Source organism: Desulfomarina profundi (assembly GCF_019703855.1).
GTDB classification, from domain to species: domain Bacteria; phylum Desulfobacterota; class Desulfobulbia; order Desulfobulbales; family Desulfocapsaceae; genus Desulfomarina; species Desulfomarina profundi.
On record NZ_AP024086.1, the window covers coordinates 82,260 to 109,192 of the forward strand.

Below are 26,933 nucleotides of genomic sequence, written 5' to 3' on the forward strand. Positions count from 1 at the left end.
TATCGTCAAAACACAACAATGATGGGAGGATTCGGGAATGAAAGAAAGGACATTTCTTGTACCGGAAAACTGCTGCCTGCAGATAATTGATGTCCAGGAAAGTCTTATGGCAAAAATAGATGGTGCGAACCAGGTGGCTGCAACAACCGGTTTTATGATTGAATGCGCCAGGATCCTCGAAATACCGATTTTTGGTAATACCCAGTATAAAAAAGGTCTTGGACCCTATGTGGCTTCGGTTGAATCCCTGGTCAGCGGGTTACCTGTATTTGACAAGGTGGAGTTTTGTGGTCTGGAAAATAAAGAGACGGCAAAGTTCATAGAGGATTTGCCTGCAACGGTGAATACAATGATCCTGGTTGGAGTGGAAACCCATATCTGTATATACCAGACAGCGATGGGACTGCTCGACCGGGGATTTTCCGTGTGGGTTGTTTCCGATGGAGTTTCTTCCAGATCAGAGTTTATGCATCTTCAGGGGCTTGATCGTATCAAAAGCCTTGGAGGTGTTGTGGGGCCTGCTGAAATGCTGATTTATGAATTGCTTGGTAAGGCTGGAACTCCAAAATTCAAGGAAGTACTTCCCCATATTATCAAAAGGGGGTAAGTTCGGACTTGTCTGTTTCCCGTTTTTCTGAAAATTCCACCAGAAAGGTGCTGCTTTTGCAATCGGATTTTCATTGTTTGTTGCGCCCAGAGGGCATAAATGGCTGAGCCATTTGGTTCAGCTTTGCAGGTTTTGAGAGAGAAAGAGAGTAATTATTAAGATATAACTATTTTTGAGCGATTTTATCATGAATGGAAATGAAATAAGAAAAAAGTTCCTGGAGTATTTTAAAGAGAGCAACCATGAGGTAGTGGAAAGCTCCTCGCTGGTCCCCAAAGATGATCCCACCCTGCTGTTTACCAATGCGGGTATGGTGCAGTTTAAAATGGTTTTTATGGGTGAAGACAAGCGTGATTATGTCCGTGCAGCCACAAGTCAGCGCTGTGTCCGTGCCGGCGGTAAGCATAACGACCTTGAGAATGTTGGGTATACAGCAAGGCACCACACATTTTTTGAAATGCTCGGGAATTTTTCTTTTGGTGACTACTTCAAAGAAGAAGCCATTCATTTTGCCTGGAAATTTCTGACAGTGGATTTGGGCTTGCCCCGTGAAAAGCTCTGGGTTTCGATTTTTGAAGATGATGATGAGGCTTATGAGCTGTGGGAAAAGATAGAGGATCTGCCGGAAGGCCGGATCGTCAGAATGGGTGAAGAGGAAAATTTCTGGGCAATGGGTGATACCGGTCCCTGTGGTCCCTGTTCCGAAATTCATATTGATCAGGGGGTGGAAGCGGGTTGCGGACGAGAGGATTGCGCGCTTGGCTGTGACTGTGACCGTTTTCTCGAGCTGTGGAACCTGGTATTCATGCAGTTCAACCGTTCTGAAGACGGGACAATGACACCATTGCCCAAACCAAGTATTGATACCGGTATGGGACTGGAGAGGGTTGCGGCAGTTCTCCAGGGGAAATTCAATAACTACGATTCGGATCTTTTTGCTCCGATTATTTCAGAACTCGAAACCCTGTCCGGAAAAGGATACAGCATGAACAGACAGGACGACACAGCCATGCGGGTCATTGCTGACCATGCAAGGGCGACCACGTTCCTGGTTGCCGATGGGGTGTTGCCGTCAAACGAAGGCCGTGGTTATGTTCTTCGAAGAATTATGCGTCGGGCCGTACGGTATGGAAAGCATCTCGGTCTTGAAAAACCATTTATGGATGCCGTCTGCAGGGTGGTTGTCAGCCAGATGATTGAAGCCTATCCCCATCTCGGGGATGCAGGCTCACTTCTCTCCAAGGTGGTGAGTAATGAGGAAGACCGATTCAGGGAAACGCTGGAGCATGGTCTTGCTCTTCTTGATGAAGAAATCGATCGTCTTGGCAGCGTGGGCCAGAAATGCATCCAGGGTGATTTTATTTTCAAACTCTACGATACCTTTGGTTTTCCCTTTGATATCGTGCGGGATATTGCCCTGGAAAGAGGATTTGAATTTGATGAGGCCGGGTTCCTTAACGCTATGGAGAACCAGAGAGAAAAATCGAGACAGTCAAGAAAAGATGAAGGTGTCAGACTGTTTGATGAAGGTGTCAAGGCCCTTGCAGCCGATGATTTAAAAGCGGCATTTAAAGGATATGCGACACTGTCTCTGGAGTCAAAAGTCGGTGGATTGCTTGACAGCAATGGTGCCAGGGTTTCGGAACTGGGCGAAGGGGTGTCCGGACGACTGTTTGTGGAAGAAACTCCCTGTTATGCAGAGGCTGGAGGCCAGGTGGGCGACAGTGGTAGAATTATCTGGAAAAATGGTCAGGGTGTGGTGGAGTCGACCCTTTCTGAAGGAGATAATATAATTCTCCATAAGGTATCCATTGAAAAAGGTGTGCTCAGGGAAGGGGATATGGTCGAAATAATGGTGGATCCAGATAAGCGCCAGGCCACCGCAGCTCACCATTCAGCCACTCACCTCCTGCAGGCGGCTCTCAGGGAAGTATTGGGTGATCATGTCAAACAGGCGGGATCATTAGTGGGGCCTGACAGACTGCGTTTTGATTTCACTCATTTTTCACCGCTTGAAGAAAAGGAAATTGAAGCAATTGAACAGCTTGTCAATGAAAAGATACGGGAAAACTGCCAGGTGACAACGCAGATTCTTGACAGGGATGAGGCTATCAGAGACGGGGCTACTGCTCTTTTCGGGGAAAAATACGAGGATGCAGTGAGAGTGGTTTCCATGGCCGATTTCAGCAAGGAGCTTTGTGGTGGCACGCATGTGGCTTATTCAGGAGAAATCGGGTTGTTCAAGATCCTTTCTGAAGGAGGTATTGCTGCAGGAGTACGGAGGATTGAGGCCCTGGCAGGGAGCAGGGCCTTTGATCATATCCAGAGTGTCTGCGGAAGGGAAAGAGAAGTCTGCACTCTGCTGAACGCCACAGCTGATGAGGTTGTGACAAAAGTGAAGACATTGTTGAAAACCAATAAGAGCCAGGAAAAGAAAATTGCAGACCTGTCCACACGTCTTGCCAGTTCAGACCTGCATTCGATCCTTGCAGACGCAATGACTGTTGCCGGGATTCAGGTGGTGGCGGCAAAAATACCCCTTGATAACCCCAGGACACTGAGAGAGGTGGGAGATAAGATCAGGGATAATATGGGTTCCGGGATTGCCCTGCTGGGTGGTGATAATGGTGGTAAGGCAGCACTTTTGGCTATTGTCAGCAAGGATCTTACCGGTAAAGTGAAAGCCGGAGAACTGGTCAATCGGGTCGCAAAAATCGTGGGCGGAAAAGGTGGCGGCCGACCCGACATGGCTCAGGCAGGTGGTCCTATGGTTGACAGATTGAACGAGGCCATTGCATCGGTTCCTGCTGTTGTGGAAAAAATAATGAAGGGGAAATAGTCTGACCGGAATTTTTTATTGCCGGGGTGTAAATATGCGTTTCTGTATGGGAGTGTGAGATACATAAATAAGTTGACAGAGTCGCATATTTACAGTAAGAATTTTTTGCTATTATGAATGAGTGTTCATTCTTTCTCCGGGTGTGAAATCGGGTGAAGTGTAGCTTGCTGTGTCGAGTTCTTTTATGATTTCTGCCTGTTTTTTGGTGCTTTTTGACAGTTGACTGATATTTGAAGGCGTGTTCGGGAGAGAGTTCCCGTCTGTTTTCAATTCCTTATAAAGCTGTAAGCGTGTCGCGGTCATCATTCATCGCTGGATGAATGTTAAGTTTTTTTTATTATCTAAGTTAATCAGGAGCGATCAACATGATTACGATGGATATTACCTTGGTAATTCAGATTGTTAACATGGTTGTTCTCATGTTTCTGCTCAACGGGGTTCTTTACAAGCCTGTAAAGAAAATCCTCAGAGAGCGATCTGAAAAACTGCAGGGAATGCAGAATGAGATTTCGGATTTTGAAAAAAATGCGAAACTCAGGCAGGAAGAGGTCGATGCGAAAATGGCAAAGGCATCCGGAAAGGCGAAAGCTGCTCTGGATTCAGCCAGGGCTGAGGCACAGGCTGCAGGGAATGAAAAGCTGGCGGCTATCAAGGCGGAAGCTGATGAGGGCAGGGAGGAAAAACTTGCTGAAATCAGGTCGCAGGTTGAAAGAGCCAGAAAAGAGTTGCATGCAGGGCTTGAAGGGTTTGCAACGGAAATGGCAGGTAAAATTCTGGGGAGGAGTCTCTAATATGAGAGGAGTGAAAAACTTTGTCGGGATGCTAAGCCTGGCTACGTTGGCACTTTGGTTTGCCTTGTCCCTGGGTACCGCTTTTGCTTCGGTAGAGGCGCATGCGCCAGCTGCCGACAGTCATGCCGTGGTAACGGACGGAACCGGTCATGGTGAGGCCGCGGTTGCTGCGGAGGGTCATGAAACTGCAGGTGGAGAAGCCCACAGTTCGAGTCTTTCTGCCGTCAAGCTCAAAGATCTTGGGTGGAGGGTCGTCAATTTTATTGCCCTTTTGATTATTCTGGTCAAGTTCGGTGCGAAACCGATTGGATCCGGTCTGGCTGCAAGGCAGAAGCAGATCAAGGACGAGATTGAGGATCTGCAGAAGAAGAGGGTGGACGCCGAAAAATCATATAACGATTTTCAGGCGAAACTTGCCAATGTTGAATCGGAAATCGATACAGTTGTAGAACGGGCGGTGGCCCAGGCCGAAATTGAAAAGAAGAAGATTATTGAAAAGGCTGAGCAGGCTGCCGATGATATCAAACGTGCCGCTGAAATGGCGATTCAGAACGAAATTACAGAGGCAAGGCGACTGTTAAAGGATGAGGTCGCTGAGCAGGCTGCTGTAATGGCTGAAGAGCTTATTGTGAAGAATCTTACCGACGATGATCAGGTCAAGATTATTGAAGACTATCTAGCTAAAGTGGGGGCCGTACAGTGAAACAGACAATCCTCGCACGGCGATACGCCAAGGCAATTTTCACGGTAGGACAGGAACAGGGGAAGTTCGAAGAGTACAATGAAGTGCTCAATGGACTTGCCGGGCTGTTTGCAACGAATCCTGAAGTTGTGGATGCGTTGACAAATCCGCTTTATCCTCTGGATGTCAGGGAAAAAGTAATGGTCGGCATGATCGGCTCAATGGAAGTCGATTCCGTAATGGGAAATTTCCTGAGCCTCTTAGTTCAGAAAAAACGCGCCGGGATTCTGCCTGAGATAGCGGAAGAGTACAGTACCATGGTCGATGAGGAAAAAAACATCAGCCACGGCAGTGTTATCTCAGCGGTAGAATTGAGTGATGAATTACGTGAAAGTGTTCAGGCTACATTAGAAAAGTTAACAGGCAAGAAGGTTGAGTTGTCCATTACTGTGGATCCTTCGATCATCGGCGGTATAATTGCCAAGGTAGGAGACCTGGTCTTGGATGGTTCCATCAAAACCCAGCTTGCAGGTTTAAAAGATTCCATTAAGGGGAGAGAATAGATGCAGATCAAAGCCGAAGAAATCAGTCAAATTATTAAAGACCAGATAGGGGAGTACGAAACCAGTATTGACCTTAACGAGACTGGTACCGTTATCTCGGTAGGTGATGGTATCGCCCGTGTCTACGGTGTGAAAAATTGTATGGCCATGGAGCTTCTAGAGTTTCCGGGTGGCATTATGGGCCTTGCCCTCAACCTGGAAGCTGACAATGTCGGTTGTGCCGTTCTGGGAAACGTTTCCGGGATCAAGGAAGGTGATATTGTCAAAAGAACCGGCAGGATTGCAGAGGTTCCAGTCGGTCCTGCCATGGAAGGTCGGGTTGTGGACGGAATCGGCCAGCCGATTGACGGACAGGGACCGATTAACTCGGAACTCTCCTCCAAAATAGAGGTTCTTGCCCCCGGTGTTATTGCCAGAAAGGGTGTCCATGAACCCTGTTATACCGGCGCGAAGGCAGTTGATGCCATGACTCCGGTGGGAAGAGGACAGCGTGAGCTAATTATTGGAGACCGCCAGATTGGAAAGACTGCTCTTTGTGTTGATGCCATCATTGCTCAGAAAAATACTGATGTCCACTGTATTTACGTGGCTGTCGGGCAGAAAAAATCAACGGTTGCCCTCGTTGTGGAAGCTCTGAGAAAGCACGGTGCCATGGAGTATACAACAGTCGTTTCCGCCTGTGCCTCAGATCCTGCGCCGATGCAATATATTGCACCTTTTGCAGGTTGTTCCATGGGTGAGTATTTCCGCGACAATGGTCAGCATGCTCTGATAATTTACGATGACCTTTCAAAACAGGCTGTTGCCTATCGCGAACTTTCTCTTCTTCTCAGGCGTCCTCCCGGACGTGAAGCCTATCCTGGAGATATTTTCTTTAACCATTCAAGACTCCTCGAAAGGGCCGCAAAAGTAAATGATGAACTTGGTGCCGGTTCCCTGACTGCACTGCCGATTATTGAAACCCAGGCAGGAGATGTTTCCGCATTTATTCCGACAAACGTTATTTCCATTACAGACGGTCAGGTTTATCTTGAACCGAACCTGTTTTTCTCTGGTGTCCGTCCGGCAATTAATGTCGGTCTTTCAGTTTCCCGTGTAGGTGGTGCAGCCCAGGTGAAGGCGATGAAACAGGTTGCAGGTACACTCCGTCTTGATCTTGCCCAGTATCGTGAACTGGCGGCGTTTGCTGCATTTGGGTCCGACCTGGATGCTGCAACCCAGGCAAAACTGACCAGGGGAGAACGCCTTGTGGAGATTCTGAAACAGCCACAGTACCAGCCACTACCCATGGAAAAGCAGGTAACTATTATTTATGCGGGAGCTAATGGCTTTCTTGATTCGCTCCCTGTGGATACTCTTGCTGATTACGAAAAGGAATTGTACAGCTATATAGAGTCTAATGAACCAGGTATTTTTACTGATCTCGTTGCAGAAGAGCAGTTTACTGACGGTATCAAGGAAAAACTTGATAAGGTGTTGAACAGCTTTGGTGAAACGTTCAAAGCGAGCAAAGGTCTTAACTGAGATATTCGGGTGAGACAGGCTTGCCAAAACGGAAAATGAAAGTCTCGCCTGAAAACAGTTATTTTTCAGGTTGATGATTTTCAGAATAAACAGATAGGTCTAAATATGCCGAGTTTAAAAGAAGTTAAAACGAAGATCACCGGTGTAAAAAAGACATCCCAGATCACCAAAGCCATGAACATGGTCGCCGCGGCTAAACTGCGCGGCGCTCAGGAGAAGATGGAGGCGTTCCGGCCCTATACTTCAAAGTTCAATGACGCCATGTCGAATCTGTCCGGTGGAGCAAACAGCGATGCGTTCCCCCTGATGGAAAATCGAGATGTAAAAAAGGTCGAACTGGTTGTTATCACCTCTGATCGAGGATTATGTGGTTCCTACAATGCAAACATCGTTAAACGTGTAGAAAAAATGGTTGCAGGATACGAGGCTGAGGGAAAGGAAGTGAGCCTGGTATGTGTAGGAAAAAAAGGATTTCAATTACTCAGAAAAACCGGAAAAGTCAGGAAAAATTACAATGACATCATGGCAAATTTCCAGATGTTTAATGCACGGGAAATTGCTACTGATCTGGCCGAAAAATTTCTGGCAGGTGAATCGGACAAGGTCGAAATTGTTTTCGGCGAATTCAAATCCGTTGCTGTCCAGAGTCCGGTTGCTGTTCCATTTCTTCCCGTCCAGCCTGTCGAGAGCGATGGAGAAGACGAGAAGAAGCTTTCAGGTGACTACATCTATGAACCTTCCTCGGAGGAAATCATGGATACACTGCAACCTCTTTATCTTAACGTCATCATTTACCATGCCATGCTGGAGGTAGGTGCCAGTGAGCACGCCGCACGGATGACGGCAATGGATAATGCCACCAACGCATGTAAGGATATCGTCAGTAATCTGACTGTTATTTACAATAAGGCCCGTCAGGCTGCAGTAACAAATGAGCTTATGGATATTGTTGGTGGTGCGGAAGCCCTGAAATAATAAACTATCATTGAGATGATTTTAAGACTTTGAGGAGGGGTAAGGCCCAATGAGTGAACAAAGAACTGGAAAAATTATACAGGTTATCGGACCTGTAGTAGACGTTGAATTTGAGCCCGGTAATCTGCCGGAAATCATGAATGCCTGTATGGTCAGTAATCCCGGTATTGATGATACTCCTGACAACCTGGTTATTGAGGTTGCCCAGCATCTTGGGGACAATGTATGTCGTTGCATCGCCATGGACCAGACCGATGGTCTGACCCGTGGAATGGAAGTCAGAGATTCCGGTCTGCCGATCACAATACCGGTCGGAGAGGCGTCTCTTGGCAGGATTATGAACGTGGTTGGTCGTCCTGTTGATGGTCTGGGTGATATATCATCCGAAAAAACCATGCCCATTCACAGGGAAGCTCCTGCATTTACCGAGCAGGACACTGAGGTGCGGGTTCTTGAGACTGGTATCAAGGTTATTGACCTGCTGGTTCCCTTTCCGCTTGGTGGTAAGATGGGACTCTTTGGCGGTGCCGGTTGTGGTAAAACCGTTATCATGATGGAGATGGTAAATAATATCGCCATGCATCATGGTGGTATTTCTGTTTTCTGTGGGGTTGGTGAGAGAACACGTGAAGGAAACGATTTGTATAACGAGATGAAGGAATCCGGTGTTCTGCCGAAGGCCGCACTGGTATACGGTCAGATGACGGAACCTCCGGGAGCGCGTGCCCGTGTCGCTCTGACAGGGCTGACTGCTGCTGAATATTTCCGTGATGAAGAAGGCCAGGACGTGCTCTTTTTCGTAGATAATATCTTCAGGTTTACCCAGGCTGGTTCAGAGGTTTCTGCTCTGCTTGGTCGTATTCCTTCAGCGGTTGGGTATCAGCCAACGCTGGCTACGGACCTCGGTGCACTGCAGGAACGAATTACTTCCACGACCAAAGGGTCCATTACTGCCGTACAATGTGTTTACGTCCCGGCTGATGACTTGACGGATCCGGCCCCGGCGACGACATTTGCTCACCTTGACGGTACGGTTGTTCTTTCCCGTCAGATTTCGGAACTTGGTATTTATCCGGCGGTTGACCCGCTTGACTCCACATCCAGAATTCTTGATCCCAATGTTATAGGGGAAGAGCATTACCAGACAGCACGTGGTGTTCAGGTTACCCTGCAGAAATATAAGGATCTTCAGGATATTATTGCCATTCTTGGTATGGACGAGCTCTCGGAAGAGGATCAGGTGGTTGTTGCCAGAGCCCGTAAGATCCAGAGATTCCTGTCCCAGCCATTTACCGTAGCAGAGGTTTTCACGGGTATACCTGGAAAATTTGTTAAGGTTGCCGATACTGTTCAGGGATTTAAGGAAATTCTTGACGGCAAGCACGATGATCTTAATGAAAACTCATTCTATATGGTAGGTACTATTGATGAGGCTGTTGCCAAAGACGCTCAGTCCAACGAATAAGCATATTTTTCAGCTAGAGAGGACAATTCGATGGCACAACAGATAAGATTGGAAGTCGTAACCCCGGATGGAGCAAAGGTCAACGAGGATGTTGATATTGTTAATGCTCCTGGATTTGGAGGTGACTTCGGAGTTCTGGCGAATCATGCGCCTTTTCTGTCGACTATCAAAATTGGTACTCTTACCTATGAGAATGGCAAGGAAAGAAAATCCCTCATGGTAAGTGGGGGATTTTGTGAGGTGTCTAATAACAAGGCTACCTTCCTTGTAGAGAGTGCCGAATTTGGCGAAGAGATTGATGTCGAAAGGGCAATGCGCGCAAAGGAAAGGGCAGAGAAGCGACTTGCTGACGATGGTCGAGATATTGAAGATTTTAACAGAAGACGGGCAGAAGTTGCCCTGCAAAGAGCTGTAAATCGTTTGAAAGTTGCAAAAAGTTTGTAACAGAAGATTTCATATAGTTTTTAAGGCCGCTCCTGGACGGAGCGGCCTTTTTTTTTGTCTTGATCTCGAATGAAAACGATTAATAGACTCATTTCTCGGGTTGTTTGACAAGTCATAACTAAAATAAAAAAATAGTTTTACAATTGAGTAATATTTTTATTCAGTCAGTGAACCCAGGCGGAGCTGGGCGGAAGTGGCATTGACATACGATTTGATACCTGTTGAAATTTCCCGGGTGATCATATCAATGAATTTTGGATTCTGTAGGTTTTCCGCATCTTTTTTGTTGCTTATAAAAGCGACTTCAAGCAGGATAGCTGGCATCTGCGCGCCGATTAAAACATAAAAAGGAGCCTGTTTTACCCCGAGGTTTTTGATCCTCTCATACTGATGGCCGTTTGGTTGGGCTTGGCTGAGAATTGACTGGTGTACCTGCTGGGCCAGACGGGATGATTCGTTTATTTTGGAGTTTTGCAGAATATCCGACAGGATGTCCTGTAGGTCACTCATCTGGTGAGTCGAGGTGGCATTTTCTCTGGCTGCAACGCGCATGGCTTCAGCATTGGTGCTGAGATTGAGGTAGTAGGTTTCGACTCCTCGCACCTTCGGGGAAGGATGAGCATTTATATGCAGGGAGATAAAGAGATCAGCTCCCTGGGTATTAGCGATAGCTGTACGTTCTTCCAGGGGAATAAAAGTGTCATCCGAGCGTGTAAGTATGACTTCACAACCAAGATCTCTCTGCAGGATGGGAACGAGCCTTTTGGCGATATCAAGGACAATATCTTTTTCCTTCAAACCGTTGGCAATTGCTCCGGGATCTTTTCCGCCATGCCCTGGGTCCAGAACAATTTTCCTGACACCAAGGCCGAGCTGCTGGGCGAGAGAAAATGGTGACATGGAGGAAGTGACTGTTACAGTTGCTTTTTGTCCTGGCTCATTGGTCTTTTTTGGTTTAAAGGCAATTTTTTTATTGTCACGCAGGATTACAATATCAGGGTCTTTATTATCATTCTGTTCTTGTATAATTATGTTCTTTTCTGTTTTTGCTTGAATTCCGGCGACCTGCTGTTCACTTTTTTGAGTTTCTCCACGGACATCAATAACAACCCGGAACGGGTCAGGAAGGCTGAAGATCTTATAGCTGCCGATAGATTCAATATCCAGTACAACCCTGACGGTGTCAGTTGTGAACTGACCTGTTCGTATTCGCCGCAGCAGTCCGTCTTCGATTGGAACAGGTGCACGATACTGGGGTTCGATATAGCTCTGCTGAAAATCTAGATAGAGGCGTCGGGGTTTATCATCAACGGCTTCGAGTAGGACATCTTTATAGGTGACCGGGCCGGATGCCATGATAACAACTCTTGTATAGTTATCAGAGGACCAGTATTTGACGGGGAGGACATATTTAAGATTGTTAAGCCTCGAGGAGGTTACCATGATTTTCGGCAGAGGAATGGCAAAATCCTTAGACAGCAGTTTCAGCATGTTGGCCGCTTCGGGGTGCATGTCGCCGTTAGGATAATCTGTTACAATTTTTCCCAGATAATAGGCCGCTTTTTTTGGATCATTTTTCTTCTTGAGAAAGATGTTGCCAAGAGCGTAGAGTGCATCATCAGCAAGTCTGTGCTGGGAAAAGAGTCTTGATGTATCTTTATAGTAGGATATGGATTCTTCAAGGTCTATCCCTTTGGAAAATCTTTCATACATGTGGGAATATATCCGTCCAAGCATGAACAGGCAGGCGGGGCAAGATGTGACTTTGGACTCGAGAGGTAAATACGTCGGAAGTTTCGCGTTCCTTTCAGCCAGTTTTCCCGGGAAGACGAGAGTGATTTACTTGTCTGCAGTTCGTTAAAATAAAATTTGGCCTGATCATATCTCTTTTGAATTGAAGTTGCTGTGGATGCGGTATCTGCAGCTGTCACAGGGGAGGGAAAGAAGGAGAATACAAGGAGCATGAGCATGGAAACGATGCGGGGAATACGAGAGTACATGGGATGAAAATGTCCTTGTCTTGCAAACGCCATCAGTCAAATATCAAGTAAGCACAGGGGGTCCGGAAAGTTTTCTTGTAATTCCTATACTATACAGGAAAGAAAAAAGGAAGGCAAAGTAATACGCTGTTTTTGCATGAAAAATCCTCTCAAACTGCCTTGAAGACAGGATTGATTTTCAGAAAAAAACAATCTTCTCATGAAAGTTCGTTGCCAGCAAGTTGTTTTATTTTATAAAGAATATCAATAGCTTGTTTTGGAGAAACTTCGTCCGGATTGACAGTTTTCAGGAAGTCAAGCAGATGGTTCCCAGGAGGGGGAAAAAGGGAGAGTTGATCCGGGTGTTTTTTTCTGTTTTTCCGCGAATTATCACAAGTGCTTGGACTTGTATTACTGTTCAGATTATCTTTTTCGATTTCAATGAGGATTTTTTCGGCGCGTTTGACCACGTGATCGGGTACACCGGCAAGGGAAGCTACCTGGATTCCGTAGCTGCGATTAGTGCCTCCCCGGGTCAGTTTGTGGAGAAAAAGAATAGTGTTTCGCCATTCCCTGACTTTGATGGAAAAATTCTGGACACGTTCGTGGGTCCTGGCCAGGGCAATCAGTTCATGGTAGTGAGTGGCAAAAAGTGTTTTTACTCCCTTGCCGTTTTTATTGACAAGTTCTTCAGCAACAGCCCACGCAATAGAGAGACCGTCGTAGGTAGAAGTACCCCTTCCAATTTCATCGAGAACGACAAGACTTCGTTCGGTGGCATTATTAAGAATATTTGCTGTCTCACTCATTTCGACCATAAATGTTGACTGACCTCGCCGGAGGTCATCCATGGCACCTACCCTGGTGAAAATACGATCGACGATACCGATAACAGCTTTTTCGGCGGGGACGTAAGACCCCATCTGTGCCATAAGTACAATGAGAGCAGTTTGTCGGAGGATAGTTGATTTTCCGGCCATGTTGGGTCCGGTAATGATGAGAACTTCATCTTGCGTCTGATCCAGGGTGATATCATTGGGCACAAATTGACCTGAGCCCAGTGATCGTTCAATCACTGGATGGCGACCCTCAATTACTTCTATACTGTCTCCACGGTTTACCTTTGGTCTTCGGTAATTAAAGATTTGCGCGGTTTCAGCGTTTGCCGCAAGAAAATCAATTTGTGCAAGCATTCTGGCTGTTGCGAGAATACGACTGCTGCAACTGACGAAATGTTCCCGGATAGTACAGAAGAGTTGGTATTCCAGTTCTACACGACGATCCTGGGCACCAATGACCTTGTTCTCAAATTCTTTCAGCTCTGGAGTAATAAATCTTTCGGCGTTGACCAGGGTCTGTTTGCGAATATAGGACTGGGGTACCCGGTCCGCATGAATCTTGCTCACTTCGATATAATAACCGAAGACTTTGTTGAAACCGATTTTCAGTTTGGCAATACCTGTGGCTTCACGCTCTTTTGCTTCAAGGCCGAGTATCATTTTTTTGCCGTCTCTCAGAATCGATATCAGTTCATCCAGTTCTTCGTTGAAACCTTCACGGATGATATTCCCTTCACGAAGTGTGACAGGGGGATCGGGGTGTATGGCCTTTTCCAGCAGATCATGAAGATCTTTCAATGTATCAAAACCTGAATGCAGTTCTATAAGCCTGGTGGTGTCGCATTGACTGAGGAGAGTGTGCAGCTCAGGAAGACGTGCAAGAGAGTGCTTCATGGCCATAAGATCCCTTGCGTTACCTGTTCCCAGAATCATTCTGCTGTTCAGTCTCTCAAGATCATATACCTGATCGAGAAGATCTCTGACCTTTTTTCGCAGGCCACTGTTTTTGAAAAAGAAAGTTACAGAATCGAGACGATTATTGATCCGTTGAACATCCTGTAATGGAAAGAGCAGGTTATTTTTCATCAGCCTGGCTCCCATGGGTGTGCATGTCTGATCAATGACAGAAAGCAGAGAACCCTGGCGCTCGCCTCCAATGATTGTCTGGGTCAGTTCCAGATTACGTCTTGAAGAGTCATCTATCTGCAGGATTGTTTCGGTATCAAGGGGGGTCAGCTTCTCTATATGGTCTACTGAGGTTTTTTGTGTTTCGCGAACATAATCAAGCAATGTACCGGCAGCGATAACAGCAACAGTAAAATGACCACAGCCAAAGCCATCCAGAGTGACGGTACCGAAATGCTCCAGCAGCAGTTCACGGCTGGAGGAAAACTGGTAAAGATCCGGTTCTCTTTCTGTAATGCAGATGGATGGAAACTGGGTTTCAATACTCTGCATGAGAGATTCAATATCTTCTTTATTCTTGATATTGATCAGAATTTCAGTTGGAGTCAGGCGTGAAATCTGGTCAATCACATCCCCATAACCACTCTCCCTGAATTCACCTACAAGAAACTCACCTGTGCTGACGTCAAGAAAACCGAGGCCATAATGTATTGTTTCACCGGAGGTTTTTGCAACAATGGAGCAGATATAATTATTGCTTTTATCATCCAGAAGTTGATTGTCAGAAATAATTCCCGGAGAAATGATACGGACGACTTCGCGTTTAACGATCCCTTTTGCCTGGGCCGGATCTTCCACCTGCTCACATATGGCTATGCGACGACCTTTCCTGACAAGCTTGGCCAGGTAAGTCTGCAAGGCATGATAGGGGATACCGCACATGGGTACCTGGACTGTATCGCTCTTTTTGTTTCTCGATGTCAGGGTTATTCCAAGGATTTTTGAAGCTTCTATCGCATCGTCGAAGAACATTTCATAAAAATCGCCCATACGGTAGAAGAGAATAGTGTCCCGGTGCTGCTCCTTGATCTCAAGGTATTGCCTCAGCATGGGAGTGAGTTTTGCTTTATTTGTAACGGTTTTCATTTGTGTTTATTTTTTTAAAATCAGGGAGCAGTTTGTCGAAGGTGACTTCAATATGTTCCGGAATAGTTCGTATGTCCCCCAGAACCGTCATGAAATTATGGTCTCCATCCCATCTGGGTACTATGTGATAATGCAGATGATCTGCAATACCGGCCCCTGCAGTCGCTCCAATATTACATCCAATATTGAGGCCATCGGGCGTGAGATTTTTTTTGAGTATGATGGCTGCCTGTTTTATCATTTCCATGAGTTGAGCATTTTCAGGGAAGGTCAGTTCAGTGATGCAGGGTACATGCCTCGCCGGGGCAACCAGAAGATGACCGTTGGCATAGGGAAAACGGTTGAGGAGAACGATGGTATCTTTTGTCCGTGTAAGGAGCAGGCAGGATTTATCACTGGAATACCTGGTTTCAGGCTCAAAGAGACATCCTTTCTCTTTTTGGATTTTGCCTGTCACATGGTCCATGCGCCAAGGGGTCCACAGGGTTTTCATAGTTTTTTATTGCGGGAGTTCAAGGATTGACCCGTGCAGACCGTTTGAGTCAATGATCAAACGACCATATGTGCCAGGTGCACCATATCTTCCGGTCGACTGAAAACTGCCGGGATTTATGATGAGAGTTTTGCCGATGAGGTGACAGACCGGTTGATGGGTATGCCCATATACGATGCAGTCCACACCTGGAAAAAGATCAAGCATTCTTTCCTCAATATTATGACGGGGGCCGTAACCATGGCAGATTCCAATAGAAAACCCTTCGATTGTCACTTCTTGTCTTTCAGGAAGGTATTGGTGTACTGCCATGTTGCACATATTGCCATGCACACCGTAGATGGTTTTTCCTGGAAAAGCGGAAAAAATCGAAAGATCAGTGAGATCTCCGGCGTGGATGATACTGTCGCAACCATTGAAGGCAGCTGCACAGTGTTTTTTAAATTCTTTCGTCATTTGAGAAAGATGGGTGTCGGAAAGGATTCCAATTGTTGTTGATACCATGGATGTTGTCTGTAATTTTTTTCCCTGAGGCATCTCTGAATCAGTAAGCGTTCAATGGTGATTTTTCCTGTAATAGCCATGTTGAATATTTTAATTTTATTATCAGCATGTTACTTGAGGAAAGATTACAAAATCGTGACGAATACAGATAGCAGGTATGCGAAATTATCAAAGATTCAGTAAGTATTATAACCGGCAGGGCTGAGTAAGCACTCAAAAAAATCTGATTTCATATGAAACGGCTTACTGTTAATTCACCTTGAGATGCAGGTTAGTTCTTGCGCAATGAAATGAAAGGCAGGTATACTGTAATATTGCGATGAGTCCATGTCTTCCATGTCAATGGTTCAGACAGGTCGGTAAGGTACTCTTGGAAACTGATTCAGAAAAGAAAAAAGAAAACTCATTATGGAGATATGAGATGTATAATGCCTCTGATTTACGAAAAGGTTTGAAGCTACAGATAGATGGAAGCCCTTATATCATAATAGATTTTGAATTTTCAAAACCCGGCAAGGGGCAGGCGTTGTACAGATGTAAAATGAGAAACATGATTTCCGGAAACCAGCTTGTGAAGACATATCGTTCCAATGATAAATTTGAAAAAGCTGACCTTGAAGAGCGGAAAATGCAGTTTCTGTACAGTCAGGGGGATGAGTATCATTTTATGGACACGGAAAATTATGAACAGCTTTTTATCACAAGGGAACAGCTTGGAGATAATGTCAATTACCTTGTTGATAACATGGAGCTCGATGTCCTCTTTTTTGATTCAAAACCAATCGATGCCAGCCTGCCAATCTTTGTCAACCTGGAAGTAACCAAAGCAGACCCCTGGGCAAAAGGTGATACATCAGGAACCGACACAAAACCTGTTACTGTGGAGACAGGCTATCAGCTCAATGTCCCACCATTTGTGGAAGAGGGTGATAAAATTCAGATTGATACGCGTACCGGCCAGTACGTGACCAGGGTAAAAGAGTAGATATAATGCTGGACCGTACCGGGTTACACCAGCGGAATACTCTGTTTCGTCTTCTCAGAACTTTTTTTTATGAACGTGGGTTTCTTGAGGTTGATACTCCTGTGCGTCAGCCTGTTTTGATACCCGAAAATACAATCACACCCGTGGGTTCGGATGGTTGGTTTCTCCAGACTTCCCCTGAGCTCTGTATGAAGAGACTGCTGGCGGCCGGCAGTGGCAACATTTTTCAGATCTGCCCCTGTTTTCGCAAAGAGGAATCAGGCAGACTGCATCTGGAAGAGTTCACTTTGCTTGAGTGGTATCGACTGGATGCAGATTATCATGATCTGATGGTTGACTGCCGGGAGTTATTGCGTTTTCTCCAGACTCATTTTCCTGTTTCTTCAGGTATCCCGGAGACTGTGCTGAAAAAGATTGATTTTTCTCAGGATTGGCAGCGTTTAAGTGTTGCGGAGGCTTTTGAGCAGTTTTCACCCATCAGCCTGTCTGAGGCTTTAAGTAACAGCCGTTTTGATGAAGTGCTGGTAGAGTGTGTAGAGCCGATGCTGGGAATCGGGACACCGACATTTCTGTATGATTATCCCCTTGAGCTGGGAACATTGGCAAAAAAGAGTGAGAGTAATCCGGAAATTGTCGAGCGTTTTGAACTCTATATTGAAGGAATTGAATTTGCTAACGGTTTTTCGGAGCTTACCGATGTGACTGAGCAGAGGAAAAGATTCGAGCATGAGTTGGAATTGATCCGGAAGTTTGATGGAAGAGTGATGAAAATGCCTGAACGTTTTCTGGCGGATCTTGAAAATCTGGGAAGAGCCGCCGGCATCGCTCTCGGTGTTGACAGGCTGTACATGTTGTTGTCAGGAAAAGGACATGTTTCTGAGGCCGTTTCATTCCATCCTTGTGATTTTTAAAAAAAATAAAACCTCATAATAGTCACGAATTCCGGAAAAAGAATAACATTGAGCATGGGAAATTCCTGTCACAGGAGGCTGTCCAAGAATGTCCTTTCACCCAAACTCTTCAGATTTGTCCAAAAAATATCCTCGGAATATCAACTAGATGCCTGTGGTGTTTTTTCGAAAAATCTTCGATTTTGAACGAAATGCCTATTCTTGGACATGCTCCTGAAGAGGATAGTCTTTGTAATAATTTGAAAAATGATAGAGAATGGTCTATCTTTCAGAAAATAAGTCATTTTTTCACATCAGCGTATGCTTTCCAGGAAGTGTTGCAATATCAATCTGGATCATATTTTTCAGTTAACGTACAGTCTTTTATAAAACATATTATAGCATATGGATTCTAAACAGAGCCTGAAGGTCAGGAAGTATCTGGATCTTTTCCTGAGGAAGAAATTTTTTATTATTATCATTCTGTTATTGAGTTTACCTGCCGGGTTAGGGGTATATTTGGTAACTCCTAAAATTTATCAGGCAACAAGTCTTCTCAGCTATCAGAAGCAGAAAATCAGTCCTAACAAGATGTCTCCTGATATTGCCTCAAGAATTCGGGATGTTGTCAGTACATTGACCCAGATTGTTACCAGTCGGACTAATCTTGAAGCACTCATTTCGTCGTATAATCTCTATCAAAAAGAAAGAGAGAAGCTTCCGATGGAAGATGTGGTGGAAATGATGCGTAGTAAGATTGTGATCAGGCCGCAGAGCAGGGGAGATGTCTTTACCATTTCCTTTACCGGCAGTGATCCCGCAAAGGTTGTTAAGGTGACAAATGCCCTTGCAGCAAAATTTATTGAGGAAAATCTGAAATATCGGCAGGAGCGGGCTACTGAAACAACTTCTTACACCAGCGATGAGTTGCAGATGGCAAAATTGGTTATGGACCGTAAGGAAAATGCCATGCGCGACTACAAGTTAAAATACTATAACGAGATGCCGGATCAGCGGGAAACCAATGTCGCCAGATTGATAGCACTTCAGGAGCAATATCAAAATAAACAGGAATCAATCCAGGATCTGGAACGAACTCTTGTGTTGATTCAGGATCAGCTGGGTAACAGGAAAAAGATGTTGGAAAATTTCAGTACTCTCGCTGCTCTCGATGGCAAGTCAAAAGAGGGAGAGGTACCCAGTCTTGGGGGAAGCATTCAAAAGCTGGCGAAGATGAAGTTAATGCTGGATCGATTGCTTATAAAATATACGGAAAAACACCCGGAAGTAAAGAGGATTAAAAAAATTATCGCTCGCCTTGAAAAAGAGGTGAAGGCGCAGGGAGAACAGGGAAATGGAGGTTTTAAAGATTCTGCTTTAAGTGGAATGAGTGCATACAAAAAGAAAATAGCTTTTGATTCTATTATAGTACAACTTGAAGCCCAGCGGAAAAATATAAAGCTGAATATCGCAGCCATCAGAAAAGAAAAAGCTCAGCTGAAACAGAAAATCGAACAGTATGAGAAATGGGTTGCCGCGGCTCCGGTCAGGGAGGCGGAATGGACGGCTCTTACCAGGGAGTACGGTCAGTTGAAAAGACACTATGATTATCTTGTGTCCCAAAATCTGCAGGCTAAATCGATGTTGAATCTTGAACGAAGACAGAAAGGGAGTCAGTTCAAAATTGAGGATCCTGCTCGATATCCTGAGAAACCGATTAAACCGAATTTCTTAATTGTAATTGGAGGAGCATTGTGTGCCGGTTTGGCACTGAGTTTCGGGGCAACTCTTTTATTGGATTTTTTAGATACTACATTCAGAGATGAAGAGGAATTGGAAAATTTTCTAGAGGTGCCCCTGATAACTGCCGTCCCATATATTGAAACCAGTATGGAGAAAAGAAAAAACAGGTGGGTTTTGATTGTGTCCTGTGTTTTTCTTGTGAGTTGTTTTCTTGGTGTTGCTGCACTCTTCTTCTATTTCTGGAAAAAAGGGTATATTGTCCTGTAAGAAATTCCGAAATCTCTGCTATGTGCTATGTATAAAACCCATTTTGGACTGGGACGTGATCCTTTTGAACTGACCCCTGACTCAAATATGCTTTTTCTGGGAGAAACGCACAAGGAAGCTCTCGGTGTATTGAAACATGGAGTCGTTTCAGATAAAGGATTTCTTCTTTTTACAGGAGAAGTTGGTACCGGTAAGACAACTCTTATCAATGTTCTTGCCAAGAATCTTAACAATCCTGGTTATCTGTGCCTGATTTCAAATCCGACCCTGGATGTTGATGATTTTTTTTATTATTTTGCTGCACAGCTGGGGCTTTTATTTGACGGAAACAAGGCCAGATTTCTTTGTCTTTTTGCAAAACTGCTGGAAGAATGTAAAAAAACAGAGGGAAAGGTCCTGCTGATTATTGATGAGGCTCACTCTCTGCCGACGGATCTTCTTGAGGAATTACTGCTGCTGGTGGACATGTCTTCAGAGGTTGTTGGCGTTCTCAGTGTTTTTCTGGTTGGTCAGTCAGAACTTCTCGATCGTTTGGCAGAGAAACAATTGTCTCCTTTGAGCAGACGGATTGCGGTACGTTATCATCTGCGACAACTGAATGAATCAGATACTTTTCAATATGTTTTTTTTCGCTTGAAAATGGCAGGAGCAGGCAGCAGAGATCTGTTTTCAGAGCGGGCTCTCCGTCTGATTTACAAGGCAACTGATGGAAATCCTCGACTGATCAATATATTATGTGATAATGCCTTGTTATCCGCCTTTATAAAAAAAAGTGTTTTGGTCGACGAAAGTGTGATCAGAGAATGCGCAGATCAGCTCTGTCTTGAAGGTGACAGTGCTTTTTATCTTCCCCCTGTAAGCAACAATCCAAAAAAACTGTTTTTTTTCGGGATTGGTATTGTGCTTTTATTGGAAATTGTAGCGGGTGTCTATCTTTACAAAAGCGGCTTGTGGAAACCTGTTGTGCAATTTTTAAAGGGGGTCATCCACAGATACTGAAAAGACGTTTTTTTAATTCTCCATGAAACGCAGCCAAGTTGAAGATGCGCTGTTTTTCAGGCCTTCCTATTGTTATTTTTTCCTTCTGCTGGTCCTTGAGTGGTTCAGATTGAAAGCCTGTTCCAGGATTTTACGTTCTTTGCTGCGCTCTTTTGCGGAGCGCGGGATAACAAGTGGTTTTTTTGTTTCCGGATGAATTCCTGCAACATAGACAGCTGTGGAAAGAGTACCTGGTACTGGCGTAAAATCCTGGAATTTCCTGATTTTCAAACCCAGTTTTTTCATTTTTTGAGTCATTTTCCTAGCTGCAGTTTCCGTGGAGCCAGGGTGGGAAGTAATTATATAAGGTGTGAACAGAGGGATCCTGCCTGTTTCTTCCCCGATTTGTCTGCATTTCGATATAAATTCACATAAAAGTGAGTGCGACTCCTTGTGCATGAGTTCAAGCAATTCTTTTTCACTGTGTTCCGGTGCGATTTTCATGGTTCCCGGTGTGTGGGAGGTGATGATCTTTCTGAGCAGTTTATCCGTTTTAAGCAGCAGTCCCATTCTTAATCCGGAAGAAATAAAGAGATGCTTTACACCTTTGATTGCGGAAACTCTTTTGAGTAATTCAAGGAAACGAGATTCATTATTCTGCAGATTTGGACAGATCACTGGGTAGAGGCAATCCTTCTTTTTGCAGGAGCCTATAGCACATGAGGTTCCATACAGATTTGCGGTTGGTCCGCCAAGATCACTGATGGTTCCACGGAAGGATTTCATTTTGACGATTCTTTCGCATTCTCTGACGATGGATTCAATGGATCGTGATATTATTTCCGGTCCCTGATGGCGGGTAATGGCGCAGAATGAGCAATTTCCAGAACATCCCCTGACAATTGTTACGGAGTGTTGAATCATCCTGTATGCTGGAATTTCAAGAGTTTCCGGGTGTGGTTTCCTGGTAAATGGCAATTCATAGAGACTGTCGAGTTCGTGGGGGTTCAGTGGTGGAGCTGGAGGATACTGGATGACCCAGTGGTTTTGCTGTTTCTGGAGAAGCGGCCGTGGGGAGGCACTTCGCAGGTGATTATCAATTTCTTTTTCAGCGTCAAGAAAGAGTTGTTTGTTGGCTGTAATTTGTGAAAATGACGGAAGAATTGTCAGTTTCCTGGAATTTTTTAATTCTTTATGCGGAAAGTGTTCAGCAAGTTGCCTTTCGGTCATTCTCCGGCATGTTCCGGCAATTCCGTGCAGATCCCCGTCTTTTTGGAGTCTTTGGGCTATTTCCAGAATTGCTCTTTCTCCCATGCCGAAAACAAGGATATCAGCTTTGGCATCGGTGAGAAAGGAACCTCTTAATCTATTCTGTTTGTAATCGTAGTGAACAAAACGACGAAGAGAGGCTTCTACACCGCCAAGAACTATTGGTGTACCTCGATAGGCTGATCTGGCAAAGCTGGTGTACACCAGTGTCGCTCTATCAGGTCGATGACGATCTTTTTTCTCTTTTACTTTTCTCCAGGGGTTGCCGTTCGGGGAGTAGTCATCACTATTTCTGACTTTACCATTTCCGGTGTAATTAGCAACAATGGAATCAAGGCATCCTGCTGTAATACCACAGAAAAGTCTTGGGGGTGGAAAACTGCGAAAATCGCTGTCTGTATCAATGCGAGGTTGGGAAAGAATGGCGACTCGATACCCCTGGCTCTCAAGAAGTCGTCCGATAAGGGCGACACCAAAAGCCGGATGGTCAATGTAGCTGTCACCTGTTATGAGCAGAATGTCAAACCATGACCAGCCCCTCCCCTTGCATTCTTTCCAGGAAATGGGCAGGGGAAGGAGCTGCTGCTTGGTAGCCATGTTACTTGAAGACGTTCATCAGGTCTGCATTGAAAATCATGTGGGTGGCAATGGATGCCGCATATCCAAGGGCTATGACAGGTGTCCATTTGAGATGAGCTCCAAAGGTATATGTCCCTCGGGCTGATCCCATCAGAGCCACTCCGGCGGCAGAACCAATGGAGAGCAGACTGCCTCCGACTCCGGCAGTCAGCGTTACGAGGAGCCACTGGCCGTGAGACATGTGCGGGTTCATTGTCAATACTGCAAACATGACGGGAATATTGTCAACAACAGCTGAAAGAATACCGACAATGACATTGGCTGTAGTTGGCCCCATGTCGTGGTAAAGAAAAGAAGATACGGAGGCCAGATAACCGAACTGCGAGAGTCCACCGACACAAAGGATTACGCCGTAAAAGAAAAGGAGCGTGTCCCATTCGGCCCTGGCCACCTTTTTAAAGAGATCAAAAGGGTCAGGTTTGGTGTGATAGGTCTGGTGGGCGAGAGGGTTGTCGTCAACATCATAGTTGCGATGTTCTTTTATCTTCAGAAAATAGGAGAAGAAACCAAGATATCCAAGGCCGAGCATCATTCCTGCAGCCGGGGGAAGGTGAAGAAAATTGTGGAAAGATACAGCTGTCGTAATAGTCAGAAGAAAAAGGAAAATAATTCGTTTTGCTCCAAGTTTCATCATGTATTGATCTTTGCCTGGCTTTGGTTGTTTTTTGGCGATGGCAAAATTCATGAAAATTGCAGGAACGAGCCAGTTGACAAGTGAGGGAAAGAAAATATCAAAAAATTCGTGGAATTTAACCACACCTTTCTGCCAGACCATGAGTGTTGTAATGTCTCCAAAGGGAGAAAAGGCTCCCCCGGCATTGGCTCCAATAACAATATTGATACAGGCGACAGCCACAAATTTCTTGTCATTCCCTCCAACAGCCATGACAACTGCTCCCATAAGCAGAGCTGTTGTCAAGTTATCGGCAACAGGAGAGATTAAAAAAGCCAGAAGACCAGTGAGCCAGAAAACCACGCGCAATGAAAAGCCACGGGAAATCAGCCATGAACGAAGTGCCTGGAAGACATTTCTTTCATCCATTGCATTAATATAAGTCATAGCAACAAGGAGAAAAAGAAAAAGTTCGGCATATTCCAATAAGTTATGGCGAATTGCTTCTTCTGCTGCAGTATGGTTGCCGAGACTGCTGAAGGTGATGGCTACAAAAATCCAGATTATTCCGGCTGCCAGGAGAACCGGTTTTGATTTTCGCAGGTGGAGTTGTTCCTCAAAAATAACAAGAGTATAAGCCCCAATAAAAAGAATGAGCGAAAAAATACCTAAAAATGACCCACTAAGTGCAGTTGTATCAATTGCGCCATGTGACTCGCCGGCGAATGCTCCGGTGGCCAAAATGAGGAGAAAAACTGCCAGCAACACTGTTTTCATTTGTAGAATTCCCGGATAAATATTGATATTGATTGTGAATAACTGCTGCAATTATAGCAACAGAATGCGGCCATAGCAAGGAGAGTCATGATTAACTTGTATTTCTTATCAGTTCTGGTGATACATGGCTTTGTATTGTTTATTGAGAATTGATCCACGCCGCATTTTCAAGAACATTGTGTCAGTTTTGAGAAAAACTGTAGAATACAAACAATGAGTTAATTCTCAGTAAATGAGCAGAATTTACGACACAATGTTCACCTAAAGTCAGTCCAGACGACGCCATCTTCTGCAGTATTTCGGTAGTAAATATAGGTCACTGTAATTTACTGTCAGGTAAGCGCAGACTCCGGGAACTTTGAAGCTGTCACCGCCTGAACTGATGGAGAAATACAGGCTAACCCTGGATCAAAAGGGAAAAGACAGTTCCCCGTTGTAGTGTCTCTGATCATTTACTCCATACCTTGTTCCACAACGGGGAAGAGGAAATAACAAGTTATTCTGCCGCCGGGAGATATTGTGTCAGGGGGCAATCCCTGCAACTGCCCTTTGGCAGGTCAGAAGAGTTATGGACAATATCGACGAGCGCAGCAACGGCTGTTTTGCTGTCTGCGTAGATATGCTCCACACCGATTTCATCAATCAGTCCTGTTCTTTCCATTACAGCCATAACCTGTCCTTTGACCCCACAGACAGCAAAACCGAGCCCGGCTCCACGAATTCTTTTGCAGAGCATTTCCAGGGCTTCCTCTCCTGAAGCATCCATATCGTTGATTCCTCTGGCGTCAAGGAGGATATAGCGGAGATCCGGGCGTTCGTTTCTGAATTTTGCAACCTGTTCATCGAGGTAGCTGGCGTTTGCAAAAAAGAGAGCACCGTCAAAACGTACTACAGCAATGTGCCGGCAACCTTTGAGCCTGTAATATTCCGCACTTTTGAGCACATTCTCCTCATTGAGAGAGAGGCTGGCTACAACGGGATGCATGGATTTATAGAGGAAAACCGTCATGGAAAGGGCTACGCCGACCATAATTCCCTTGTCAAGATGTGGTGCAAAATAGAGGGTAACCATAAAAGTGATGATGGAGATAGCTCCATCATACCACTGGGCTTTCCAGGAATGGATAAATCCTCTGATATTCACCAGACCGATAACTGCCATCATAATAACAGCTGCGAGAACTGCCTGGGGAAGATGGTAGAGCAGGGGTGTGAAAAAAAGAAGAGTTATGACCACCATACATGAGGTTACGACCGATGAGATGCCGGAAACAGCGCCTGCCTGCAGGTTTACAGCAGAGCGGGAAAATGATCCTGAAACTGAATAACTGGAACCGATTGAGCCGACAATGTTTGCCAGTCCCTGGCCGATCAACTCCTGGTTTGGGTCAAGTTTCTGTCCGGTCTGTGCCGCCATGGCTTTGGCAATGGCTATTGCTTCCATAAAGCCGAGAAGAGAAATAATTATGGCGGTCGGCAGTAGTTTAAAGAATTTTTTGGTGTCAAGTTCCGGGATCTTGAAAGTTGGCAGACCTTCCGGAATTTTGCCGACAACAGCTCCCCCACCAGTCAGCAGAAGACTGGACGTATCAAGTTGGGAGTTTCCGACTTTCAGTCGCCATGTTTTACCATCAGTCTGTATTCCTTTCGGAACTTCATTCTTGAGATAAAAGAGATTTTTACCACTGTCTTTTTTCTTTGCAAATTTCAATGATCGCAGATCTTCTCGCAGGAGATGGTTGCGGTGTTTGACCTCTTCGATCCGGTTAGTCAGAATGGCGATCCTGCTTTCAATATGGATTTGTTTTATGGATTTTCCATGACCTTCATGCTGTTTTTTGCTTTCTTCATCGAGCTGGTTGCTGGCAGTAGCTCTTTCTTTGCTGAGAGTCTGGATCTCTTCTATGGTTTTATTAAAATCCATGATCTTTTTTGAGATTTCAGATGAAACAAAAGACGAAACAGAAGTCCGCCGATCATCATTAAAGCCGGTGAAGTAGGAAATAATAGTGGTGATTGCCACGGCAATGAGCACATTGGGAATGCGTGGATTGATTTTTCGCAGGAAGACCATGATAATCACTGCGGCAATCCCATAAATCAGTGTTGGAATATGGGTATAATCAAGTGCTGCCCGGGCAACACGGACTATTGTTTCATAATGGTGTGGAGCCTTGTCCACATAGACTCCGAAAAATTTAGAAAACTGCGAAGATGCAATTATGATTGCGGCCGCATTGGTAAAACCGTTTACGACAGGGTGGGAGAGAAAATTAACCACGAGTCCGAGCCGCAGAACCCCCAGGGAAAACTGGAAGATCCCCACGGTGAGAGCCAGAACAATTGAATAAGTAATGAACTCAGATGAACCTGCGGTGGCAAGTGGCTCCAGGGATGCTGCAGACATAAGAGAAACGACGGCAACGGGACCTGTGGCCAGCTGTCGACTGGAACCGAAAAGTGCTGCAACCATCGGGGGAAGAAAGGCAGCATAGAGTCCGTAATAGGCTGGGAGTCCTGCGAGCTGGGCATATGCCATGGATTGTGGGATGAGTACCAGAGCGACGGTAATGCCTGCCAGCAGATCAGTCTTGAATTTACCGGTATCGTAATCCTTGAACCAGTTGAGGAAGGGAAAAACTATACAAATCATGAAGTCACCTCATATCTTGAGTCGGCTATGTAAACGAGTACATGGCCTGTGAATTATTTACGTTTTGAACTGAATGGATTTACAGCAATTTTGCAGACAGGACAGGCCTGTATGAAAAATATTGTGGAAACCATTTTTCGCAAATGTGGACAAGTGTGGCTGTAACAGAGACTGTTCCCCGAAGGTTTTCAAATTTTTCGTCAGACGAAAAGCAGGGATGAATCCGTTTGCAGAAACGGTCCTCCTCAAGTATTTTTTTCCGGTACTGCTCAATGTATTCTGCTCAGTTGAGGTGGAATACAAACCAGATTGCCGGGAATACTGCCTGAACGAAAGGTTTGAACGGGCCGGTAATGAGCCAT

The 26,933-nt window shown here is 45.3% G+C and carries 20 protein-coding genes; 13 read left to right on the forward strand and 7 right to left on the reverse strand.

Going from position 1 to position 26,933, the window contains the following annotated elements:
- The first annotated feature begins 37 nt into the window (after window positions 1-37).
- The 9 genes from LO777_RS00375 (at window position 38) to LO777_RS00415 (ending at window position 9,890) form a co-directional block, all read left to right on the forward strand.
- Window positions 38-607 (forward strand): isochorismatase family protein, encoded by a 570-nt coding sequence (locus LO777_RS00375; RefSeq protein ID WP_228855618.1) that lies wholly within the window; start codon window positions 38-40, stop codon window positions 605-607.
- A 187-nt stretch (window positions 608-794) separates the two neighbouring features.
- Window positions 795-3,446 carry an alanine--tRNA ligase gene (gene alaS / locus LO777_RS00380; protein WP_228855619.1) on the forward strand — a complete coding sequence of 884 codons (2,652 nt, stop codon included), beginning with the start codon at window positions 795-797 and terminating at the stop codon, window positions 3,444-3,446.
- 365 nt (window positions 3,447-3,811) lie between these two features.
- Window positions 3,812-4,237 (forward strand): ATP synthase F0 subunit B, encoded by a 426-nt coding sequence (locus tag LO777_RS00385; protein ID WP_228855620.1) that lies wholly within the window; start codon window positions 3,812-3,814, stop codon window positions 4,235-4,237.
- A 1-nt stretch (window position 4,238) separates the two neighbouring features.
- Complete coding sequence (locus tag LO777_RS00390; RefSeq protein ID WP_228855621.1) at window positions 4,239-4,940, forward strand: F0F1 ATP synthase subunit B family protein; 702 nt, start codon at window positions 4,239-4,241, stop codon at window positions 4,938-4,940.
- Complete coding sequence (locus tag LO777_RS00395; RefSeq protein ID WP_228855622.1) at window positions 4,937-5,482, forward strand: F0F1 ATP synthase subunit delta; 546 nt, start codon at window positions 4,937-4,939, stop codon at window positions 5,480-5,482. Before LO777_RS00390 ends, LO777_RS00395 begins: the two co-directional genes overlap by 4 nt.
- Window positions 5,483-7,006 (forward strand): F0F1 ATP synthase subunit alpha, encoded by a 1,524-nt coding sequence (atpA, locus tag LO777_RS00400; RefSeq protein WP_228855623.1) that lies wholly within the window; start codon window positions 5,483-5,485, stop codon window positions 7,004-7,006.
- A 105-nt stretch (window positions 7,007-7,111) separates the two neighbouring features.
- The gene (gene atpG, locus LO777_RS00405; RefSeq protein WP_228855624.1) at window positions 7,112-7,981 is read left to right on the forward strand and encodes an ATP synthase F1 subunit gamma; all 870 of its coding nucleotides are present in this window, start codon (window positions 7,112-7,114) and stop codon (window positions 7,979-7,981) included.
- A 49-nt stretch (window positions 7,982-8,030) separates the two neighbouring features.
- Window positions 8,031-9,446, forward strand: coding sequence for a F0F1 ATP synthase subunit beta (gene atpD, locus LO777_RS00410; RefSeq protein ID WP_228855625.1), 1,416 nt, complete (start codon window positions 8,031-8,033; stop codon window positions 9,444-9,446).
- 30 nt (window positions 9,447-9,476) lie between these two features.
- The gene (locus LO777_RS00415; RefSeq protein WP_228855626.1) at window positions 9,477-9,890 is read left to right on the forward strand and encodes a F0F1 ATP synthase subunit epsilon; all 414 of its coding nucleotides are present in this window, start codon (window positions 9,477-9,479) and stop codon (window positions 9,888-9,890) included.
- Window positions 9,891-10,046: 156 nt separating this feature from the next.
- Here LO777_RS00415 and LO777_RS00420 read toward each other — a convergent pair whose 3' ends face one another.
- The 4 genes from LO777_RS00420 to LO777_RS00435 all read right to left on the reverse strand — a co-directional run bounded on the left by LO777_RS00420 (window position 10,047) and on the right by LO777_RS00435 (window position 15,757).
- On the reverse strand, window positions 10,047-11,603 hold the full coding sequence (locus LO777_RS00420; RefSeq protein ID WP_228855627.1) for an N-acetylmuramoyl-L-alanine amidase: 1,557 nt from the start codon (window positions 11,601-11,603) through the stop codon (window positions 10,047-10,049).
- A 484-nt stretch (window positions 11,604-12,087) separates the two neighbouring features.
- Window positions 12,088-14,760: a DNA mismatch repair protein MutS gene (mutS, locus tag LO777_RS00425; protein WP_228855628.1), complete on the reverse strand. Its 2,673-nt coding sequence runs from the start codon at window positions 14,758-14,760 to the stop codon at window positions 12,088-12,090.
- Window positions 14,741-15,253 carry an HIT family protein gene (locus LO777_RS00430; RefSeq protein WP_228855629.1) on the reverse strand — a complete coding sequence of 171 codons (513 nt, stop codon included), beginning with the start codon at window positions 15,251-15,253 and terminating at the stop codon, window positions 14,741-14,743. Before LO777_RS00430 ends, mutS begins: the two co-directional genes overlap by 20 nt.
- Before the next feature lie 6 nt (window positions 15,254-15,259).
- Complete coding sequence (locus tag LO777_RS00435; RefSeq protein ID WP_228855630.1) at window positions 15,260-15,757, reverse strand: metallophosphoesterase family protein; 498 nt, start codon at window positions 15,755-15,757, stop codon at window positions 15,260-15,262.
- Window positions 15,758-16,178: 421 nt separating this feature from the next.
- Between LO777_RS00435 and efp the strand changes: the two genes are divergently transcribed.
- The 4 genes from efp (at window position 16,179) to LO777_RS00455 (ending at window position 20,641) form a co-directional block, all read left to right on the forward strand.
- On the forward strand, window positions 16,179-16,742 hold the full coding sequence (gene efp, locus LO777_RS00440) for an elongation factor P (protein WP_228855631.1): 564 nt from the start codon (window positions 16,179-16,181) through the stop codon (window positions 16,740-16,742).
- 5 nt (window positions 16,743-16,747) lie between these two features.
- Window positions 16,748-17,653, forward strand: a complete 906-nt coding sequence (gene epmA, locus LO777_RS00445) for an EF-P lysine aminoacylase EpmA (protein WP_228855632.1) — start codon at window positions 16,748-16,750, stop codon at window positions 17,651-17,653.
- Between the two features lie 384 nt (window positions 17,654-18,037).
- Window positions 18,038-19,642 carry a GumC family protein gene (locus LO777_RS00450; protein WP_228855633.1) on the forward strand — a complete coding sequence of 535 codons (1,605 nt, stop codon included), beginning with the start codon at window positions 18,038-18,040 and terminating at the stop codon, window positions 19,640-19,642.
- Window positions 19,643-19,669: 27 nt separating this feature from the next.
- Window positions 19,670-20,641 carry an ExeA family protein gene (locus tag LO777_RS00455; protein ID WP_228855634.1) on the forward strand — a complete coding sequence of 324 codons (972 nt, stop codon included), beginning with the start codon at window positions 19,670-19,672 and terminating at the stop codon, window positions 20,639-20,641.
- 72 nt (window positions 20,642-20,713) lie between these two features.
- On the opposite strand, the gene LO777_RS00460 is transcribed toward LO777_RS00455, so the two are convergent.
- The 3 genes from LO777_RS00460 to LO777_RS00470 form a co-directional block, all read right to left on the reverse strand.
- The gene (locus tag LO777_RS00460; protein WP_228855635.1) at window positions 20,714-22,486 is read right to left on the reverse strand and encodes a YgiQ family radical SAM protein; all 1,773 of its coding nucleotides are present in this window, start codon (window positions 22,484-22,486) and stop codon (window positions 20,714-20,716) included.
- Window position 22,487: 1 nt separating this feature from the next.
- Entirely contained in the window at window positions 22,488-23,918 is a 1,431-nt protein-coding gene (nhaD, locus tag LO777_RS00465) for a sodium:proton antiporter NhaD (RefSeq protein ID WP_228855636.1), read from the reverse strand.
- 496 nt (window positions 23,919-24,414) lie between these two features.
- Window positions 24,415-26,571 (reverse strand): SulP family inorganic anion transporter, encoded by a 2,157-nt coding sequence (locus LO777_RS00470; protein ID WP_228855637.1) that lies wholly within the window; start codon window positions 26,569-26,571, stop codon window positions 24,415-24,417.
- Window positions 26,572-26,933 lie beyond the last annotated feature (362 nt).